This is a genomic window from Streptococcus pseudopneumoniae, from assembly GCF_001068775.1.
GTDB lineage: Bacteria > Bacillota > Bacilli > Lactobacillales > Streptococcaceae > Streptococcus > Streptococcus pseudopneumoniae_N.
On record NZ_JWAJ01000151.1, the window covers coordinates 1 to 20,234 of the forward strand.

The 20,234-nt window shown below is 39.6% G+C and carries 18 protein-coding genes; 16 read left to right on the top strand and 2 right to left on the bottom strand.

What is annotated here, in order from left to right:
* Nucleotides 1–251: 251 nt before the first annotated feature.
* The gene (locus ADF68_RS09590) at nucleotides 252–1,418 is read right to left on the bottom strand and encodes an IS30 family transposase (RefSeq protein WP_049548801.1); all 1,167 of its coding nucleotides are present in this window, start codon (nucleotides 1,416–1,418) and stop codon (nucleotides 252–254) included.
* A 183-nt stretch (nucleotides 1,419–1,601) separates the two neighbouring features.
* Between ADF68_RS09590 and ADF68_RS09595 the strand changes: the two genes are divergently transcribed.
* The 8 genes from ADF68_RS09595 (at nucleotide 1,602) to ADF68_RS09630 (ending at nucleotide 9,359) form a co-directional block, all read left to right on the top strand.
* A complete protein-coding gene (locus ADF68_RS09595) occupies nucleotides 1,602–2,192 on the top strand; it encodes a class I SAM-dependent methyltransferase (RefSeq protein ID WP_148131824.1) in 591 nt (196 codons plus the stop codon).
* The gene (locus tag ADF68_RS09600; protein ID WP_049549619.1) at nucleotides 2,189–3,472 is read left to right on the top strand and encodes a pyrimidine-nucleoside phosphorylase; all 1,284 of its coding nucleotides are present in this window, start codon (nucleotides 2,189–2,191) and stop codon (nucleotides 3,470–3,472) included. Before ADF68_RS09595 ends, ADF68_RS09600 begins: the two co-directional genes overlap by 4 nt.
* 17 nt (nucleotides 3,473–3,489) lie before the next feature.
* A complete protein-coding gene (deoC, locus tag ADF68_RS09605) occupies nucleotides 3,490–4,152 on the top strand; it encodes a deoxyribose-phosphate aldolase (RefSeq protein WP_049549620.1) in 663 nt (220 codons plus the stop codon).
* Nucleotides 4,139–4,528, top strand: coding sequence for a cytidine deaminase (locus ADF68_RS09610; protein ID WP_049549621.1), 390 nt, complete (start codon nucleotides 4,139–4,141; stop codon nucleotides 4,526–4,528). The genes deoC and ADF68_RS09610 overlap by 14 nt, the downstream gene beginning before the upstream one ends.
* A 90-nt stretch (nucleotides 4,529–4,618) precedes the next feature.
* The gene (locus ADF68_RS09615) at nucleotides 4,619–5,671 is read left to right on the top strand and encodes a BMP family lipoprotein (RefSeq protein WP_049549622.1); all 1,053 of its coding nucleotides are present in this window, start codon (nucleotides 4,619–4,621) and stop codon (nucleotides 5,669–5,671) included.
* Nucleotides 5,672–5,812: 141 nt separating this feature from the next.
* Nucleotides 5,813–7,342, top strand: a complete 1,530-nt coding sequence (locus ADF68_RS09620; protein WP_049549623.1) for an ABC transporter ATP-binding protein — start codon at nucleotides 5,813–5,815, stop codon at nucleotides 7,340–7,342.
* The gene (locus ADF68_RS09625; RefSeq protein ID WP_000038693.1) at nucleotides 7,342–8,400 is read left to right on the top strand and encodes an ABC transporter permease; all 1,059 of its coding nucleotides are present in this window, start codon (nucleotides 7,342–7,344) and stop codon (nucleotides 8,398–8,400) included. Before ADF68_RS09620 ends, ADF68_RS09625 begins: the two co-directional genes overlap by 1 nt.
* A gap of 2 nt (nucleotides 8,401–8,402) precedes the next feature.
* On the top strand, nucleotides 8,403–9,359 hold the full coding sequence (locus tag ADF68_RS09630) for an ABC transporter permease (RefSeq protein ID WP_049549624.1): 957 nt from the start codon (nucleotides 8,403–8,405) through the stop codon (nucleotides 9,357–9,359).
* Between the two features lie 94 nt (nucleotides 9,360–9,453).
* On the opposite strand, the gene plsY is transcribed toward ADF68_RS09630, so the two are convergent.
* A complete protein-coding gene (gene plsY / locus ADF68_RS09635; RefSeq protein ID WP_049549625.1) occupies nucleotides 9,454–10,095 on the bottom strand; it encodes a glycerol-3-phosphate 1-O-acyltransferase PlsY in 642 nt (213 codons plus the stop codon).
* Nucleotides 10,096–10,315: 220 nt separating this feature from the next.
* On the opposite strand from plsY, the gene ADF68_RS09640 reads away from it, so the two are divergent.
* From ADF68_RS09640 to parC, 8 genes are all read left to right on the top strand, one after another.
* On the top strand, nucleotides 10,316–10,957 hold the full coding sequence (locus tag ADF68_RS09640; protein ID WP_049549626.1) for an amino acid ABC transporter permease: 642 nt from the start codon (nucleotides 10,316–10,318) through the stop codon (nucleotides 10,955–10,957).
* A 10-nt stretch (nucleotides 10,958–10,967) separates the two neighbouring features.
* Nucleotides 10,968–11,597: an amino acid ABC transporter ATP-binding protein gene (locus tag ADF68_RS09645; protein ID WP_049549627.1), complete on the top strand. Its 630-nt coding sequence runs from the start codon at nucleotides 10,968–10,970 to the stop codon at nucleotides 11,595–11,597.
* A gap of 9 nt (nucleotides 11,598–11,606) precedes the next feature.
* Complete coding sequence (locus tag ADF68_RS09650) at nucleotides 11,607–12,449, top strand: amino acid ABC transporter substrate-binding protein (RefSeq protein ID WP_049549628.1); 843 nt, start codon at nucleotides 11,607–11,609, stop codon at nucleotides 12,447–12,449.
* 145 nt (nucleotides 12,450–12,594) lie between these two features.
* Nucleotides 12,595–14,544, top strand: a complete 1,950-nt coding sequence (parE, locus tag ADF68_RS09655) for a DNA topoisomerase IV subunit B (RefSeq protein WP_049549629.1) — start codon at nucleotides 12,595–12,597, stop codon at nucleotides 14,542–14,544.
* The gene (locus ADF68_RS09660) at nucleotides 14,545–15,543 is read left to right on the top strand and encodes a hypothetical protein (RefSeq protein WP_049549630.1); all 999 of its coding nucleotides are present in this window, start codon (nucleotides 14,545–14,547) and stop codon (nucleotides 15,541–15,543) included.
* A gap of 96 nt (nucleotides 15,544–15,639) precedes the next feature.
* Nucleotides 15,640–16,323: a hypothetical protein gene (locus ADF68_RS09665; RefSeq protein WP_049549631.1), complete on the top strand. Its 684-nt coding sequence runs from the start codon at nucleotides 15,640–15,642 to the stop codon at nucleotides 16,321–16,323.
* Between the two features lie 115 nt (nucleotides 16,324–16,438).
* Complete coding sequence (locus ADF68_RS09670; protein ID WP_049549632.1) at nucleotides 16,439–17,287, top strand: aminoglycoside 6-adenylyltransferase; 849 nt, start codon at nucleotides 16,439–16,441, stop codon at nucleotides 17,285–17,287.
* Between the two features lie 188 nt (nucleotides 17,288–17,475).
* Nucleotides 17,476–19,956 carry a DNA topoisomerase IV subunit A gene (gene parC / locus ADF68_RS09675; RefSeq protein WP_080979413.1) on the top strand — a complete coding sequence of 827 codons (2,481 nt, stop codon included), beginning with the start codon at nucleotides 17,476–17,478 and terminating at the stop codon, nucleotides 19,954–19,956.
* Nucleotides 19,957–20,234: the final 278 nt, after the last annotated feature.

Genomic DNA, 20,234 nt, shown 5'->3' on the forward strand with positions numbered 1-20,234 from the left:
GCTAAATTCCCAAACTAAGTTCCACCGCTAGTAGAAGTGGAAGTTAGTCTGATAAAAATTGTAAAAACCAGTGGAATTCCGTGTCAGGGTAAGTTCCACTGGTTTTACTCATGCTTGATTTCATCGCTTTTGTAGTCGAAAGGAATAGAAAAAAGAGCGCACAAAATCCCCTCATCTGAAAGCGTTTCAGATTAAGTTCCGCTATGGTGGAAGTTAGTATGAGACGTTTGAATGGGTTTTTTGGTTAGTTTTTAGATTTTATGTTGGAGTAATTTAGAAGACTGACAGACATCTTCTGCAGGTATTTTAGAAATGCCGAGAAGTTTAGGAATTTCTTCTCCGTAAGTAAAGGCAAAGAGTTCATAGGCTGACTTTCCATTCAAAGCAGCGCGTTTGACACTGTTGACATGCGAACAGACGAGATTAATATCCTCTTGAGTTAAGTTGTCAAAGGAAGTTCCCTTAGGTAGAATGTCGCGAATCAGCGTGTGATTTTTCTCAATTCTCCCTTTCTGGTCAGAGCGATTAGGGTCGCAAAAGAAGAGCTTGCTCTCTCCTCGAACATCCATTTCGATGTCATCAACCCTGGCAAACTCTCCACCATTATCAGTCAGAATGACAGGAAAGAGTTGGAAGAAATCTTTGTCCGCTTGGTGAAGAGTGTTCTTGATTTTATAAAGGTGTTTGGTAACCTCAAGGGCAGTTTTATTAACCAGAAGTCTAGCGAAGATAAAGTTACAGAAAGAGAGGTTGAAGGTGAGTAGGACTTTCCCTCCCATTCTGCCCATAACTGTATCCATTTCCAGCCAAGAGTCTAGTTGATTAAGGGCTAAATAGTTTTGGAAATCCTCATAGGAACGGCCTTTTTTAGCTTCTTTAGGGATGGAAGGTAGATTATTTTTTCTTCTTTCTTTAAATTTAACAGCTCTAGCAAGATCAATCGGAGCGATAGACAGGTAACCTTTTCGGATGTGTCGATAGACAGTTGAGGAGCTAACATCAAGGTTATGAGTTTTGAGGATATGATAGATGTGTTGTCCCTTTTTAACCCCATCAGAAATAATTTTATCCATGTTCCAGAAAGTCTGAGAATTAAGAGGAGTTCCTTCACGAGCTTCGACAAGAGTTTGTTCGTACTGCTTTTGAGCTTGTTTGGCGAGGTAGAAGATTTTCTGATAGCCACAGTTTTGTCTTCTTTTAGGACATCCATTACAGACAAAGGGAGCTTTGGCAAGTAAAGGACAAGGGAGGTTATCACACGTAGACTCTCTGACTAGTCTGTTTCGTTTGACTTCTTTGGAAACAGTAGTCGGGTCTTTTAGAATAAGTTGCCCGATAGCTTTGAAGGTTTCACCGCGCTCTAAACCTAATTGGATATCATTACGGTCTGAAAGGGTAAGGTGTTTATGTTTGATCATAGTAGGCCTCATTTCTACCACAAACGTCTCACACTTAATTCCACCATAAAAATCCGTTTTAGACTAATTTCCACTTTGGTCAGGAAAGTGGAAGTTACTTTGAGAAATTACCAACATGATTTAAGGGCTTGATACCTTTGAAAACGATTTACAAATAACTTATTTTTATGGTAAAATAGAACTATGAGTAAAATGTATTATGCAGAAAATCCAGATGCAGCCCATGATGTTCATGAACTTAGAGTTGAGCTCCTTGGGCAAAAGATGACCTTTTTGACGGATGCAGGTGTCTTTAGTAAAAAAATGGTTGATTTCGGAAGTCAGTTGTTGTTAAGATGTCTTGATGTTCAAAAAGGTGAAAAAATTCTTGATGTTGGTTGTGGCTACGGTCCAATAGGCTTGTCTTTGGTTAAGGCTTATGATGCCCAGGCGACTATGGTGGATATCAATAACCGTGCCCTGGATTTAGCCCAGCAAAATGCAATAAAAAACAAGGTTCAAGCGACTATTTTCCAGTCTAATATTTATGAGCAGGTAGAAGGACAATTTAACCATGTCATTTCGAATCCGCCCATACGTGCAGGCAAGCAAGTAGTTCACGAAATCATCGAAAAAAGTATAGACTTTTTAGTAGACGGTGGAGATTTGACTATTGTCATCCAAAAGAAACAAGGAGCTCCTAGTGCCAAAAGTAAGATGGAAGATGTATTTGGCAATTGCGAGATTGTAAAAAAAGATAAGGGATATTATATCCTTAGAAGTGTGAAAGAATGAGAGCAGTAGATCTAATCCAGAAAAAAAGAGACGGGCAAGAACTTAGTTCGAACGAAATCCAATGGTTGATTGAAGGCTATGTGGCAGGAACTGTTCCTGACTACCAAATGTCGGCTTTTGCCATGGCAGTTTACTTCCAAGGAATGACCACGAGAGAAATTTCTGATTTAACCATGAATATGGTTAAGACAGGTCAGGAGTTTGATTTGTCAGCTATAGATGGTGTCAAGGTTGATAAACACTCTACGGGCGGTGTTGGTGACAAGGTAACTTTAATCCTAGCACCCTTGGTAGCCAGTTTTGATGTCCCAGTGGCTAAGATGAGCGGTAGGGGCTTAGGCCACACTGGTGGTACTATCGATAAATTAGAATCCATCAAAGGTTTTCAGATTGAACGAAGTCAGGATGAATTTATCAAACAAGTTCAAGAAATTGGGGTCTCAGTTATTGGTCAGTCTGATCAACTAGTTAAGGCTGATAAGCTTCTCTATGCCCTTCGTGATGTGACGGCAACAGTTGATACTATTCCTTTGATTGCTAGTTCGGTCATGAGTAAAAAAATTGCTGCTGGAGCTGATGCTATCTTACTTGATGTAACAGTCGGTGAAGGCGCATTTATGAAAACAGTTGACGAGGCACGCCAACTTGCTCAAACCATGGTAAACCTTGGTAAGGCTGTAGGTCGTAAGACAGTAGCAGTTATTACAGATATGAGTCAACCTTTGGGACGCGCCATTGGTAACCGTTTAGAAATCCTAGAAGCACTGGAAATTCTTCAAGGTAAAGGACGTCAAGATATTAGCCACTTTATCTGCGAGCTAGCCCAGATTATGCTATCTTTAGCAAATGTTGAAAAAACTATCGAGGAAGTAAGGCAACATCTTGAAAACGGTAAGGCTCTCAAGAAATTTGAAGAGATGATTCTAGCTCAGGGTGGAGACCTAGCAGACCTCTATCGTCCAGTAAAAGTTGACCATGTAGTTGACATTCCTGCTCAAGAAGACGGACTTATCGCAGAACTTCCAGCCATGGAGTTTGGTCTTTTTGCCATGAGATTGGGTGCTGGTCGTGCCGTTAAAACAGATGCTCTTGACTATGAGACAGGTATCGTTTTTGAGAAGAAAGTGGGAGATTCGGTCAAACAGGGTGAAATTGTCGCAAAAGTATATACAAATGGGAAAATTTCTCCGGAACTAGTTACAGATTTCCAAAATTATGTTAAAATTAAGATAAGTGATGAAGCGATCAAAACGCGTGAAATCATTGAAATCATCTCCTAATTTAAGGAAAAAACGAAATGAAACTAAATAAATACATTGATCATACGCTTTTAAAGCAAGATGCAACAGAAGAACAAATTAATCGTTTGTTATCTGAAGCTAAAGACTATGATTTTGCCAGTGTTTGTGTCAATCCTTGCTGGGTTTCGCATGCAAAAACTGCACTCGTAGATACTGATGTCAAGGTTTGCACAGTTGTAGGTTTTCCTCTTGGAGCTACAACTTCAGCTGTCAAAGCCTATGAAACCAAAGAAGCCATCCAAAATGGTGCTGACGAAATTGATATGGTTATCAATGTTGGTGCACTCAAATCAGGAAATGCTGCATTAGTTGAGTCAGATATTCGAGCAGTTGTTGAAGTAAGCGGAGACAAACTCGTTAAGGTTATTATCGAGGCTTGTTTGTTAACTGATGAGGAAAAAGTTTTGGCTTGCCAACTAGCCCAGAAAGCAGGAGCAGACTTTGTCAAGACTTCTACTGGTTTCTCAACAGGTGGTGCAACCCTACCGGATGTTAAATTAATGCGCCAGACAGTTGGACCTAATATGGGTGTAAAGGCTGCTGGTGGAGCTCGTTCTTATGCCGATGCTGTAGCCTTTGTTGAAGCTGGAGCTACTCGTATCGGAACATCTGCTGGTGTAGCAATCTTAAAAGGAGAGTTAGCAGATGGCGACTACTGAGTTGATTGACTTAGCGATTGAGACTAGTAAAAACGCCTATGTTCCTTATTCACATTTTCCGATTGGTGCCGTTTTGGTTGCCAAGGACGGCAGTGTTTATACAGGATGCAATATTGAAAATGCTAGCTACCCCTTGACCAACTGTGGTGAGAGAACAGCCATTTTTAAAGCTGTCTCTGAAGGACAACGTGAGTTTTCAGAATTGATTGTCTATGGTCAAACTGAGAAACCTATTTCTCCTTGCGGAGCTTGTCGCCAAGTTATGGTCGAATTTTTTAAACCAGATCTAAAGGTGACTTTAGTTGCCAAAGATAAATCGACGGTCGAGATGACGGTCGGGGAATTACTTCCATATTCTTTTACAGACTTGCAATAGTCTGTGTCACTCTCTGAGTGGCAAGGGTCCTTGTGACCAATCAATCCATACTTGCAACTTCGTTGCGCATCTTATTTAGGAGGTTCAGTAATGAACAAGAAACAATGGCTAGGCCTTGGTCTAGTTGCAGTAGCAGCATTTGGACTTGCTGCATGTGGTAATCGCTCTTCTCGTAACGCGGCATCTTCTTCTGATGTGAAGACTAAAGCAGCTATCGTTACAGATACTGGTGGTGTTGATGATAAATCATTTAACCAATCAGCTTGGGAAGGTCTTCAAGCTTGGGGTAAAGAACACAACCTTTCAAAAGACAATGGTTACACTTACTTCCAATCAACAAGTGAAGCTGACTACGCTAACAACTTGAACCAAGCAGCTGGAAGCTACAACTTGATCTTCGGTATTGGTTTTGCACTTAAAAATGCAGTTGCTGATGCTGCCAATGAACATACAGATAAAAACTATGTTTTGATTGACGATGTAATTAAAGATCAAAAGAACGTTGCAAGTGCTACTTTTGCTGATAATGAAGCAGCTTACCTTGCAGGTGTCGCAGCAGCTAAAACTACTAAAACAAAACAAGTTGGTTTTGTAGGTGGTATGGAATCTGAAGTTATCTCACGTTTTGAAGCTGGTTTCAAAGCAGGTGTTGCCTCTGTCGATTCATCAATCAAAGTACAAGTAGACTATGCTGGCTCATTTGGTGATGCTGCTAAAGGTAAAACAATCGCTGCAGCTCAATACGCAGCTGGTGCTGACGTAGTTTACCAAGTAGCTGGTGGTACTGGTGCAGGTGTTTTCTCAGAAGCTAAATCTTTGAATGAAAGCAAAAATGAAAGCGAAAAAGTTTGGGTTCTTGGTGTAGACCGTGACCAAGCAGAAGAAGGTAAATACACTTCTAAAGATGGTAAAGAATCAAACTTCGTACTTGCTTCTACTTTGAAACAAGTTGGAACAACAGTTCAAGACCTTGCAAATAAAGCAGAAAAAGGTGAATTCCCTGGTGGTCAAGTGATCGTTTACTCATTGAAGGATAAAGGGGTTGATCTAGTAACAACTAACCTTTCTGAAGAAGGTAAAAAAGCTGTTGAAGATGCAAAAGCTAAAATCCTAGATGGCAGCATCAAAGTTCCTGAAAAATAATAGATAAAAGTCATTTCTTAGGGGAGCGGCCTGTGGCCGCTTCTTTAAGAATTGAGACAAATTGTTTTGTCTCAATAGAGCTTGCTAAATCTCTTTAGCAGGTTTTATTGAAATAAAATAAAACTCTGAAAGGAAGAGCACATGGCACACGAAAATGTCATTGAGATGCGTGAAATTACCAAAGTTTTCGGTGAATTTGTCGCTAACGACAAGATTAACCTTGAACTTCGTAAAGGTGAAATTCATGCACTTTTAGGAGAAAATGGAGCTGGGAAGTCCACTCTTATGAACATGCTAGCAGGGCTTCTAGAACCAACTAGTGGTGAAATTGTGGTCAACGGTCAAGTTGTAAAATTAGACTCGCCATCAAAAGCAGCTAGCTTAGGAATTGGGATGGTTCACCAGCACTTTATGTTGGTTGAAGCTTTCACAGTTGCTGAAAATATCATTTTGGGAAGTGAATTGACCAAAAATGGTGTCCTAGATATTGCTCGAGCAACTCGAGAAATTAACGAACTATCGGAGCGTTATGGTCTTGCTGTGGATCCTTCAGCCAAAGTAGCAGATATCTCTGTTGGTGCTCAACAACGTGTTGAAATCCTAAAGACACTTTATCGTGGTGCCGATATTCTTATCTTTGACGAACCAACTGCCGTTTTGACGCCATCAGAAATCGATGAGTTGATGGCCATCATGAAGAATCTGGTCAAAGAAGGTAAATCAATCATCTTGATTACCCATAAGTTGGATGAGATTCGCGCAGTATCTGATCGTGTTACAGTTATCCGTCGTGGTAAATCTATCGAAACAGTTGAGATTGCTGGTGCGACTAACGCTGACTTAGCAGAAATGATGGTAGGGCGTTCAGTTTCCTTCAAAACTATGAAGCAGGCACCTCAACCAAAAGAAGTTGTACTGTCCATTAAAGACTTGGTTGTTAATGAAAACCGTGGCGTTCCTGCTGTTAAAAATCTCTCACTCGATGTTCGAGCTGGTGAGATTGTCGGAATTGCCGGTATTGATGGGAATGGTCAGTCTGAATTGATTCAAGCTATCACAGGACTTCGTAAGATTGAATCTGGTAGTGTGGAATTGAAAGGCCAGTCCATTGTAGGATTGCATCCACGTCAAATTACCGAACTGAGCGTTGGTCACGTTCCAGAAGACCGTCACCGTGATGGTTTGGTCTTGGAAATGCTGATTTCTGAAAATATCGCTCTTCAAACCTACTATAAAGAACCTCTTAGCAAAAAGGGAATTTTAAATTATACGAATATCATTGACTATGCAAAAAAATTGATGCAAGAGTTTGATGTTCGCGCTGCTAGCGAGATTGTTCCAGCTTCAGCCCTTTCTGGAGGAAATCAACAAAAAGCAATTATCGCTCGTGAGATTGATCGAAATCCGGATCTCCTCATCGTCAGCCAACCAACTCGTGGTTTGGACGTCGGTGCCATTGAGTACATTCACAAACGCTTGATTCAAGAACGTGATAATGGGAAAGCTGTCCTTGTAGTCAGCTTTGAACTAGACGAGATTCTAAATGTCTCAGATAGAATCGCTGTTATTCATGATGGTAAGATTCAAGGGATCGTAACACCAGAAACAACCAACAAGCAAGAACTTGGTGTCTTGATGGCTGGTGGTGAATTGGAAAAAGGAGAAGAGTGATGTCTAAAAAATTACAACAAATTTCGGTTCCCTTGATTTCTGTTATCCTTGGAATCTTGCTTGGAGCCATCGTCATGTGGATTTTTGGCTACGATGCTATTTGGGGTTATGAAGAGTTGTTCTACACAGCCTTCGGTAGTGTTCGTGGGATCGGTGAAATTTTCCGTGCCATGGGGCCATTAGTCTTGATTGCTCTTGGATTTGCAGTTGCGAGTCGTGCAGGCTTCTTTAACGTTGGTCTTCCAGGACAAGCACTCGCTGGTTGGGTTATGAGTGGCTGGTTCGCTCTTTCGAATCCAGATTTGCCACGTCCATTGTTGATTCTTGCGACAGTTGTCATTGCACTGGTTGCTGGAGGAATTGTTGGCGCCATTCCTGGTATTTTAAGAGCCTATCTTGGAACATCTGAAGTTATCGTAACCATCATGATGAACTACATTGTTCTCTATACAAGTAATGCCTTTATCCACTCTTTCCCTAAAGATATCATGCAAAGTACAGACTCATCAATCCGAGTAAGTGCAAACGCAACTTATCAAACACCTTGGCTTGCCGAGTTAACAGGAAACTCTCGTATGAATATTGGGATTTTCTTTGCCATCATTGCAGTTGCAGTTATCTGGTTCTTGCTTAAGAAGACAACTCTCGGTTTTGAAATCCGTGCAGTTGGTCTCAATCCAAATGCTTCTGAATACGCAGGGATTTCAGCGAAACGCACCATTATTCTATCAATGATTATTTCTGGTGCCCTTGCAGGACTTGGTGGCGCAGTAGAAGGACTTGGTACCTTCCAAAACGTTTATGTTCAAGGTTCATCATTGGCAATCGGATTTAATGGTATGGCGGTAAGTCTACTTGCTGCAAACTCACCGATTGGAATTCTCTTTGCAGCCTTCTTGTTCGGAGTGCTTCAAGTTGGAGCCCCTGGTATGAATGCAGCACAAGTACCATCAGAGCTTGTAAGTATCGTTACAGCCTCAATTATCTTCTTTGTCAGCGTTCACTACATCATCGAACGATTTGTCAAACCAAGAAAACAACTTAAAGGAGGTAAATAAGGATGTCGATTACAACAATGTTAACCCTTATGGTTTCTTCAATGTTGATTTATTCAGCACCACTTATTTTCACAAGTATCGGAGGCGTTTTCTCTGAACGTGGTGGAGTTGTTAACGTTGGACTTGAAGGAATCATGGTTATGGGTGCCTTTTCTGGAGTTGTGTTTAACCTTGAATTTGCACAAGATTTGGGAGCATTAACTCCTTGGTTGGCTTTGCTAGTTGGTGGATTAGTTGGAGCTATCTTCTCTCTCATTCACGCAGTGGCTACAGTTCATTTCCGTGCTGACCATGTTGTCAGTGGTACCGTACTTAACTTGATGGCGCCAGCCTTGGCTGTTTTCTTAGTCAAAGTGCTTTATAACAAGGGACAAACGGATAACTTAACGCAAACTTTTGGACGTTTTGATTTCCCTCTTTTGGCTAATATCCCAGTTATCGGAGATATCTTCTTCAAGTCAACAAGTTTACTTGGTTACCTTGCAATTGCTTTCTCATTCTTAGCATGGTTTATCCTTTTCAAAACACGCTTTGGACTTCGCCTTCGTTCAGTTGGTGAACATCCACAAGCAGCTGATACATTGGGAATCAATGTCTACAAGATGAGATATTTGGGTGTTGTGATTTCAGGTTTCCTTGGAGGAATCGGTGGAGCAATCTACGCTCAGTCAATTTCTGTTAACTTCTCAGTTACGACCATCGTTGGACCAGGATTTATTGCTCTTGCTGCTATGATTTTCGGGAAGTGGAATCCTGTCGGAGCTATGCTTTCAAGTCTCTTCTTCGGACTATCACAGAGTTTGGCAGTTATTGGTTCACAACTTCCTTTCTTACAAGGAGTTCCAACTGTTTACTTGCAGATTGCACCATATCTCTTGACCATCGTCGTCCTAGCAGCCTTCTTTGGAAAAGCTGTTGCACCGAAGGCAGATGGTATCAACTATATCAAGTCTAAATAAACACAAACGAGGCTGGGAAAAATCCCGACCTCGTTTTTTAGTATTTGAAATGAAACTCTGGCGAAAACTTCAATTTTTTGTTCCATCATCTTCTCTATTTTTTAGGGTTTTGATGGGTAAGATTTAGCCCCCAAGGAACTAGGTTTTCAGTTTTGTTTTGAATACGATTGATATTATCCTTATGACGTATGATTACAATTCCCGCGAGTGCTATGATAATAAGAGTGAAGAGGAGATCGTAATTACTTAAGATAAAGCCGAAGAGTGGAAAAACTAGAGCTCCCAAAACAGCAGCAAGGGCAGCAGTAACACTAGAGAGAGAAATCATGCTTCCTAGATATAGAGTTCCAAAGAAGACAACTGCTAGATAGAGGCAAAAAAGGGGAGCAAATCCGAAAATAACTCCAGCACTGGTTGCGACAGCCTTACCCCCCTTAAATCCTGCAAAAATTGGGAAAGTATGTCCGATTACGGCTAAGAGACCAAAAATAAGAGGAGAGATTCCTTGTACATGGAAGATAAGGGGAAGCAGGGTTGCGATGGTTCCTTTGAAAAAGTCAATCACGAAGGTTGCCATACCCGCTTTTTTACCTAAAATACGGAAGGTATTGGTTGTTCCAGTATTGCCAGAACCATGTTCACGTAAATTTATCTTAAAGAAGGCTAGTCCAATCCAAAGTCCTGAAGGGATTGACCCCAGCAGATAGGCTAAAATTAATAATACTATTGTCATCATGCATCTATTATACCATGAAATTGACGAGAAACGGAAGGAATCTATTCTCATTTTGTGACATCTGAAGTATTTGTCTTAGAACTAAAATTTTCGATAAAAATAGTGATTTTTCTACAGAATCTGATAGCGAATGATTTAAAATTCATGAAAATTTCAGAAATATCTTGTGTTTATGTTTATTTATGCTATAATAGGAACAATTATTTTTAGGAGGTGGATTATGTCTTATTTATTCGAGATATTACCAAGTTTATTGAGCGGTGCGACAATGACTTTACAGGTCTTTGCACTGGTCTTGCTCTTTTCAATCCCTCTAGGTATCATCATTGCCTTTTGTTTACAGGTTCATTGGAAACCCCTCCATTATATAATTGACATTTACATCTGGATAATGCGTGGTACACCATTGCTCTTGCAGTTAATCTTTATCTATTATGTTTTGCCAAGTATCGGGATTCGACTAGATCGGGTGCCAGCAGCTATTATTGCTTTTACGCTTAATTATGCGGCCTACTTTGCAGAAATATTCCGTGGAGGAATTGCAACCATTCCTCAGGGACAATACGAGGCCGCCAAGGTATTGAAATTTAGTCCTCTTGATACGGTTCGATACATCATTTTGCCTCAAGTTACTAAAATCGTTTTACCAAGTGTATTTAATGAAATTATGAGTTTGGTTAAGGATACTTCTCTGGTTTATGCTCTCGGTATTTCAGATTTAATCCTAGCTAGTCGTACTGCAGCCAATCGTGATGCGAGCTTGATTCCAATGTTTCTAGCAGGAGCTATCTATCTGCTTATGATTGGTATCGTTACAATCCTAGCTAAGAAACTTGAGAAAAAGTTTAGCTACTATAGATAGGAGGTTATCCATGTTAGAGTTAAAAAATATCAGCAAAAAATTTGGAAAAAAAGAAATTTTATCCAATTTCAGTTTAACAATTCCTGAAAAGCAAATTTTGGCCATTGTTGGCCCTTCTGGTGGTGGGAAGACAACCTTGCTTAGAATGTTAGCTGGACTTGAAACCATTGATTCAGGTGAGATTTTTTATAATGGAGAATCCTTACCTTTGGATGAACTTGAAAAGCGTCACTTATTAGGTTTTGTTTTTCAAGATTTTCAGCTTTTTCCTCACTTATCCGTTATGGAGAACTTGATTTTATCACCTATCAAGACTATGGGGATGTCTGAAGCAGATGCCAAGAAGAAGGCAGTCGACTTACTCACTCGTCTAGGACTCGAAGCTCATGCAGATGCTTATCCTTATTCCTTGTCTGGTGGTCAAAAACAACGTGTAGCCTTAGCACGCGCTATGATGATTGATCCAGAAGTGATTGGTTATGACGAACCAACTTCAGCCCTTGACCCAGAGTTGCGTCTCGAGGTTGAAAAACTGATCCTACAAAATCGAGAATTAGGCATGACTCAGATTGTCGTGACTCACGATCTCCAGTTTGCAGAGAATATTGCTGACCAGATTCTCAAAGTAGAGCCTAAGTAGGAGGTATCTATGAATCGAAAGAAAATCACACTTGTTTTGGTATTCTTTCTTGCTTTTTTCCTAGTAGGATGCACGCAAAAAGCTAGTGATCCCAAAGTCGATAATTGGGACAAATACCAACAACAAGGAAGCATTACTATTGGATTTGACAATACCTTTGTTCCTATGGGGTTTGAAGAAAAGAATGGCCAATATGTCGGATTTGATATTGACTTAGCCCAGGCTGTTTCTGAGAAACTGGGGTTCAAGGTACAGTTTCAACCCATTGATTGGGATATGAAGGAAACAGAACTTCAAAACGGCACTATTGATGCAATTTGGAACGGCTATTCCGCAACAGATGAACGCCGTGAGAAGGTAGCTTTTACCATTCCTTATATGGAGAATCAGCAGGTTCTCGTCTCAAAAAAATCGCAAAATATCCAGTCGGTTTCGGATATGAAAAATAAGATTTTGGGAGCCCAAGCAGGTTCCTCTGGTTATATAGATTTCGAAGCCCAACCGGAACTATTAAAAAATATTGTAAAAGATCAAAAAGCCAACCAATATCAGAGTTTTAATGAAGCCTTGATTGACTTGCAAAATGATCGAATTGATGCTCTTTTAATTGACCGTGTTTACGCTAATTATTATCTTAAAACGGAAGGGATTATAGACCAGTATGAGATTTTCCCAGCTGGTTTTGAGAGTGAGTCTTTTGCAGTTGGAGTGAGACCAGCTGATAAGGCCTTGTTAGCGAATTTGAATCAAGCTTTTGTGGAACTCTATCAAGATGGAAAATTCCAAGAAATTAGCCAAAAATGGTTTGGTGAAGATATAGCAACAAGTCAAGTTAAAGGAAAAGAAAACTAAGATTTTGTCTTGGTTTCTTTTTTGGTATAACTAGGTGATGTTTTTGCTAAAAAAGACTTGGGAATAGGCTTTTTAACTAGAAAAACTTTGCAAAATCCCTAGAAAACCTGTAAAATAGTAAAGATGAACGAATAGGAGGTTCCTTGTGTCAAAAAAGGAAATCAATATTAACAATTATAATGACGACGCCATTCAGGTGCTAGAAGGGTTGGATGCGGTCCGTAAACGTCCGGGGATGTATATCGGATCAACCGACGGTGCTGGTCTCCATCACCTAGTCTGGGAAATCGTCGATAATGCGGTCGATGAAGCCCTATCTGGATTTGGTGATCGTATTGATGTGACCATTAATAAAGACGGAAGTTTAACGGTTCAAGACCACGGACGTGGAATGCCGACTGGGATGCACGCTATGGGAATTCCAACGGTTGAGGTTATCTTTACCATCCTTCACGCCGGAGGGAAATTCGGTCAGGGTGGTTATAAGACATCAGGTGGTCTCCACGGGGTTGGTTCTTCTGTCGTTAATGCCCTCTCTAGTTGGTTAGAGGTAGAAATTACTCGTGATGGAGCAGTTTATAGACAACGTTTTGAAAATGGAGGCAAGCCAGTTACCACTCTAGAAAAGGTTGGGACTGCACCTAAGTCTAAGACAGGTACCAAAGTGACCTTCATGCCAGATGCAAGCATCTTTTCTACGACAGACTTTAAGTACAATACTATTTCAGAGCGTCTCAATGAGTCAGCCTTTCTCTTGAAAAATGTGACCTTGTCTCTAACTGACAAACGAACAGAAGAAGCAATCGAGTTTCACTATGAAAATGGGGTGCAGGACTTTGTTTCCTATCTGAATGAAGACAAGGAAACCTTGACGCCAGTCCTTTACTTTGAAGGCGAAGATAATGGTTTCCAAGTAGAAGTAGCTCTCCAATATAATGATGGATTTTCAGATAACATTTTATCCTTTGTCAATAACGTCCGTACCAAAGACGGTGGAACGCATGAGACAGGACTCAAGTCAGCCATTACCAAGGTTATGAATGACTATGCACGTAAGACAGGTCTTCTCAAGGAAAAAGATAAGAATCTTGAAGGATCCGACTATCGTGAGGGACTTGCTGCCGTCCTTTCTATCCTAGTTCCTGAAGAACACCTCCAGTTTGAGGGACAGACTAAGGACAAACTAGGAAGTCCACTAGCTCGTCCAGTTGTAGATGGGATTGTGGCTGATAAGTTAACCTTCTTCCTTATGGAAAATGGGGAGTTGGCTTCTAATCTGATTCGTAAAGCTATCAAGGCTCGTGATGCCCGTGAAGCGGCTCGTAAGGCGCGTGATGAGAGCCGAAATGGTAAGAAAAATAAAAAAGATAAGGGCTTGCTTTCTGGTAAATTAACGCCAGCCCAGTCTAAAAATCCAGCTAAGAACGAACTCTATCTGGTCGAGGGGGACTCTGCCGGTGGATCTGCCAAACAAGGTCGTGACCGCAAGTTTCAGGCTATTTTGCCTCTTCGTGGTAAGGTCATCAATACAGCCAAGGCCAAGATGGCAGATATCCTCAAAAACGAAGAAATCAACACCATGATTTATACCATCGGTGCTGGTGTTGGGGCAGATTTCTCCCTTGAAGATGCCAACTATGACAAGATCATTATCATGACCGATGCGGACACCGATGGTGCCCACATTCAAACCCTTCTCTTAACCTTCTTTTATCGCTACATGCGTCCTTTAGTCGAGGCAGGACATGTCTATATCGCCCTTCCTCCTCTTTACAAGATGTCCAAAGGTAAAGGCAAGAAAGAAGAAGTGGCTTATGCTTGGACAGACGGAGAACTGGAAGAACTTCGCAAGCAGTTCGGTAAAGGTGCTACCCTTCAACGCTACAAGGGTCTTGGTGAAATGAATGCGGACCAGCTCTGGGAAACAACCATGAATCCAGAAACCCGCACCCTCATCCGTGTTACGATTGAAGACCTAGCACGCGCAGAACGTCGTGTCAATGTCCTCATGGGTGATAAGGTCGAACCACGCCGTAAGTGGATCGAAGACAATGTCAAATTTACGCTGGAAGAGAGTGGGGAGATGATGTTTTAGATGTTGATTATAAAAAAACTATTAGACTTATTAAACAGTTTCACAAAAAAATGCAATACTTTATATTTAGACTATGATAAAAATCAAAAGAAGAAAGCTCAAGAAAGATTCGACGCTTTGAAAGTTCTAAGAAATAAAGATTACATCATAAAAAATGTTAGCTCTAAAACTAAACAGAATAATTATTTTGTAAGAGCTATTGTGGCGACAGTTATAATGTTGGTTTTATTTTTCATGATTATGTCTCTGGATTCATCTAATAATTTATTTAGTGGATTTTGTTCTATTTTCATATTATCATTGTCATTGTCTTATGCTTACAATTCTTTTATAGTATTTTTGTTGTCACTTAATAGATATTTCCGAAAAATTTTGTTTTCGATTTTAACATTTATAAATGTATTTATTTTGGGAGATATAATAATTAGAATAATCTCAAATGCTAATAATCCCAATAGAATATTAAATTTTTTCGAAAATTTATTTAAGGAATATGAGTTACAAACAACTTTTGGTAGTGATATATGGCTATTTTGGCTAATTTTTACTTTAATGTTAGCTAGTTCATGCTTATCTCTTTATTTTGTTTTAAAGACTCAAGATGTTTTTGAACTAGAACTTATGGGGATAGAAAATCGTTTACTTTTGAGTATTCTTGCGATAGTAACATTTATAATCGGTATTGATATAGAAAAAGTTAGGCTAATTGGTATTCTTTGTCTAATATTAGTTATTCAGACTGCTTTTTTTGAAGCTTCTTATTCGTATCTACTTTCAAGAATGTATGAAAAAGCACAAACTATCTTTCAAGAACAATTACTTCTTAAATTTCCAGATTATCAAGAATTAAAGAAATGTTATTATTGTGGTGGAGAAAAGTATAGGGAAAAATTATTAAGTACAGAGAAGTTTTTAGAAGTTATTATAAAAAATGAATTTAAATCCTTAAATGATTTAAAAAACTACGATGATTATAAACTTTATAAATCAACGAGGTAAATATAATAGTGTTTACGTATTAAATAAAATTCTTTATGAATCTTGTATTTGCTCACTGATAACAAATTTAATCACGGAACTAACAAGGACTATAAAATGAATGTTGAAATGTTTGAGGAATTGATTAAAGCGATTGATTCAACTGATTGGATTTCCAATTGGATTCAAATAGGTATAGGTGGTTTTTCAATTCTAATACCTATAATTTACGCAACTTGGATTTCAAAAAAAGATACTAAAGAAATTGATGAACGACAACGAAAACTAGAAATTATTCAATCTTCAATCGCGAAAAATATAGTAGAACTGACAAGTCAACAAAAGCAACTATTTGAAACTCAAAAAAAGGTTGAAGAGAGTTTAAGAGAACTTAAAGAAATGGCTCGACAATCAAGGAAGTCAAATCTATTAAAATTACAAAGTGATTTCCCAATATTCTATAGAGCACTAGATGATTTTGAATGGGAATATAACAAACTTTTGAATTCTATTAATGATTTTAATTCTAAAAAGAATTTATCTTCTAATATTGAAGATGAAATAGGTGAAATATTCGCAGCAATTGAGGATTTAATTGAATCAGAAATTAATTATCTGAATACTGAAGAAGTTCCGCCGTTTGCTCTAGCTTATTTTAACAAACTATTAAGAGCTATAAACTCTTTATCAAAGTATTTTTCTACAAGCTTTGATGATGTTCAATGTAGATATTTTATAGAGAATGATTTCCCAACACTTAAGGTAGCAAGGGAAGAATTACTTGTTTTTGTATATAATTGAAAATCTTTAGATAATTTAGTTTTATAGAGCTTGTATAGTTTTTTAACTTTTTAAATCTTAAGAAACTGTTCGATATAATAAATCTGTTACCTAATAGAAAAAGAGGGGGGAACACATGAGAACTGAACCCGAAATGTTTGATGTGATTTTGCAAACAGCTGAAACTTTAAAAGTCGAAGCTGTGGCTCTATCTGGTTCGCGTACAAACCAAAAGGTTCAAACAGATGAATTTCAAGACTATGATGTTGTCTATGTCGTGGACGATTTAGATAATCTGACGAATGACCTTTCTTGGTTGGACCAGTTTGGCAAGCGCATCATCGAGCAGCATAACGTACTTGACCATCGCCGGCTCTATCTCATGCTCTTTGAAGATGGCAATCGGATCGATTTGACCCTCTGCCCCAAAGAGCACATCAAAGAGTGGGTGGATAGTGAAGCAGATTTCACGGTGCTGAATGACCCGCAGGGGCTCTTTGCCCTTTATGCACCGACGCCTAAGCGCTATTGGACGGCACCAGCCAGCGCGACTGACTTTGACAAATCTTGCAATGAATTTTGGTGGGTGTCCGCTTACGTGGTCAAAGGGATATGCCGTAAGCAAGTCATATATGCGACTGACCATCTCTACGGTATTTGTCAGCAAGAACTCTTGAAGCTCTTGGCTTGGCAGGTTGCAAGTGATAGAGGAACAGTCGACATTGGTAAGAACTACAAGTATCTTTTCCAGTATTTACCTACAGAGAAAGAGAAGGAATTCTCTGCTCTCCTTGATTTTTCAAGTATAGACAAAATCCCTCAGACTTTATTTGCTACGATGCAACTTTTCCATCAAGAAAGTCAAAGTCTTGCTCAAAAGATGGGCTTTGATTATGATAAGGAAGTAGCTGAAAAGATGATTGAGTATGCTAAAGAAAGACTTCCAAAACACTTAGAAAATAAAGAACACAATTCAAAACTTTAAACTACTGAAAGGATAGTTTAGTTATATAAAGTAACTGAAATCCTTTTCTATAAAACCTACTCTACTTTTTTTGAAAGGAGTTGAACACGCCCTAAATACTGTGTGAAAAAGATAAATTCTCTTGTGAGCATCGCTCACTGCAAGAATTTCCTATTTTCACTTTGCATTTTACGGGCTTTGTATCCTATATGAGTAATATCCAAAACATGTCCTTGGAGGACATCATGGGAGAGCGCTTTGGTCGCTACTCCAAGTACATCATTCAAGACCGGGCTTTGCCAGACATTCGGGATGGATTGAAGCCGGTTCAACGCCGTATTCTTTATTCGATGAATAAGGATGGCAATACCTTTGACAAGAGCTACCGTAAGTCGGCTAAGTCTGTCGGAAATATCATGGGGAATTTCCACCCACACGGGGACTCTTCTATATATGATGCCATGGTTCGTATGTCTCAGGACTGGAAGAACCGTGAGATTCTAGTTGAAATGCATGGTAACAATGGTTCTATGGACGGAGATCCGCCTGCGGCTATGCGTTATACAGAGGCTCGTTTGTCTGAGATTGCAGGCTATCTCCTTCAAGATATCGAGAAAAAGACAGTTCCCTTTGCTTGGAACTTTGATGATACCGAGAAGGAACCAACTGTCTTACCAGCAGCCTTTCCAAACCTCTTAGTCAATGGTTCAACTGGGATTTCAGCTGGTTACGCCACTGATATTCCACCACATAATTTGGCCGAAGTTATCGATGCGACAGTCTACATGATTGATCACCCAACTGCCAAGGTCGATAAGTTGATGGAATTCTTGCCTGGGCCAGACTTTCCAACAGGAGCGATCATCCAAGGTCGTGACGAGATTAAAAAGGCCTATGAAACTGGTAAAGGGCGCGTGGTCGTTCGTTCCAAGACTGAAATCGAGAAACTGAAAGGTGGTAAGGAGCAAATCGTTATCACTGAGATTCCCTATGAGATTAATAAGGCTAACTTAGTCAAGAAAATCGATGAAGTTCGTGTCAATAACAAGGTGGCAGGTATCGCTGAAGTTCGTGACGAGTCTGACCGTGATGGTCTTCGTATTGCTATCGAACTTAAGAAAGATGCAAACACTGAGCTTGTTCTCAACTACCTTTTCAAGTATACTGACTTACAAATCAACTACAACTTCAACATGGTTGCAATTGACAATTTCACCCCTCGTCAGGTTGGGATTGTTCCAATCCTGTCTAGCTACATTGCCCACCGTCGTGAAGTGATTTTGGCACGTTCCAGCTTTGATAAGGAAAAGGCTGAAAAACGTCTTCATATCGTCGAAGGTTTGATTCGCGTGATTTCGATTTTGGACGAAGTCATTGCCCTTATCCGTGCTTCTGAGAACAAGGCTGATGCTAAGGAAAATCTTAAAATCAGCTATGCTTTTACTGAAGAGCAGGCTGAAGCCATCGTTACCTTGCAACTTTATCGTTTGACCAATACAGACGTGGTTGTCTTGCAAGAAGAAGAAGCTGAACTACGTGAAAAGATTGCTATGCTGGCGGCTATCATCGGTGACGAACGAACCATGTACAATCTCATGAAGAAAGAACTCCGTGAAGTCAAGAAGAAATTTGCGACTCCACGTTTGAGTACTTTAGAAGATACAGCAAAAGTGATTGAGATTGATACAGCTAGTCTTATCGCTGAAGAAGATACATACGTCAGCGTGACGAAGGCTGGCTATATCAAACGTACTAGCCCTCGTTCCTTTGCAGCTTCAACACTTGAAGAAATTGGTAAACGGGACGACGACCGATTGCTATTCGTTCAATCTGTCAAAACTACTCAGCACCTCTTAATCTTTACAACACTTGGAAATGTCATCTATAGACCAGTCCACGAGTTGGCAGATATTCGTTGGAAGGATATCGGAGAACATCTAAGCCAGTCTATTACAAACTTTGAAATCAATGAAGAAGTGCTCTATGTAGAAGTTGTGGATCAGTTTGATGATGCGACAACTTACTTTGCAGCGACTCGCCTTGGTCAAATCAAACGTGTCGAACGCAAAGAATTCTCTCCATGGAGAACCTATCGCTCTAAGTCTGTCAAATATGCTAAGCTCAAAGACGAGACAGACCAGATTGTGGCAGTAGCACCAATCAAACTGGATGATGTTCTCTTGATTAGTCAAAATGGTTATGCCCTTCGTTTCAATATCGAAGAGGTTCCCGTTGTCGGTGCCAAGGCTGCAGGTGTCAAAGCCATGAATTTGAAAGCAGATGATGTGATACAAGCAGCCTTTATCTGCAACACTTCATCCTTCTATCTTTTGACGCATCGTGGAAGTCTTAAGCGTGTTTCAATCGAGGAAATTCCTGTAACCAGTCGTGCCAATCGCGGTCTTCAAGTTCTTAGAGAATTAAAGAGCAAACCACATCGTGTCTTCTTGGCCGGTGCTGTCTCAGAACAAGGTTTTATAGGAGATCTCTTCAGTACAGAAGTAGAAGATGGCGAACAAACTCTGGTTGTTCAATCAAATAATGGCACGACTTACGAAGCAATACTACAAGATTTGAATCTATCGGAACGCACAAGCAATGGAAGCTTCATTTCAGATAGCATTTCTGATGAAGAAGTTTTTGATGCTTATCTTCAGGAAGCTTATACAGAATTTGAATCTAAGAAATGATAAAAACAATGAAAAGGTTTTTGTTGAGAAATTTCTTAAGCTATAGATTTAAGAGTTGAATTTGATTATATATACAAAAACGAACAGTGCTGATTCCCAAGTGGTAGGGACTTTAGACTGTTCGTTTTCTTGTTTTTATTGGTATAGACCGCCTGTTATTTAATTGTGAAATTATTAATATGTGGTCAATTATTCAAGCTAGATTAATAAAAAAAATAATATTTTTTAAGAAAACGATTGCATCACATCTGTTTTTATGTTATACTAATATCGTTTCA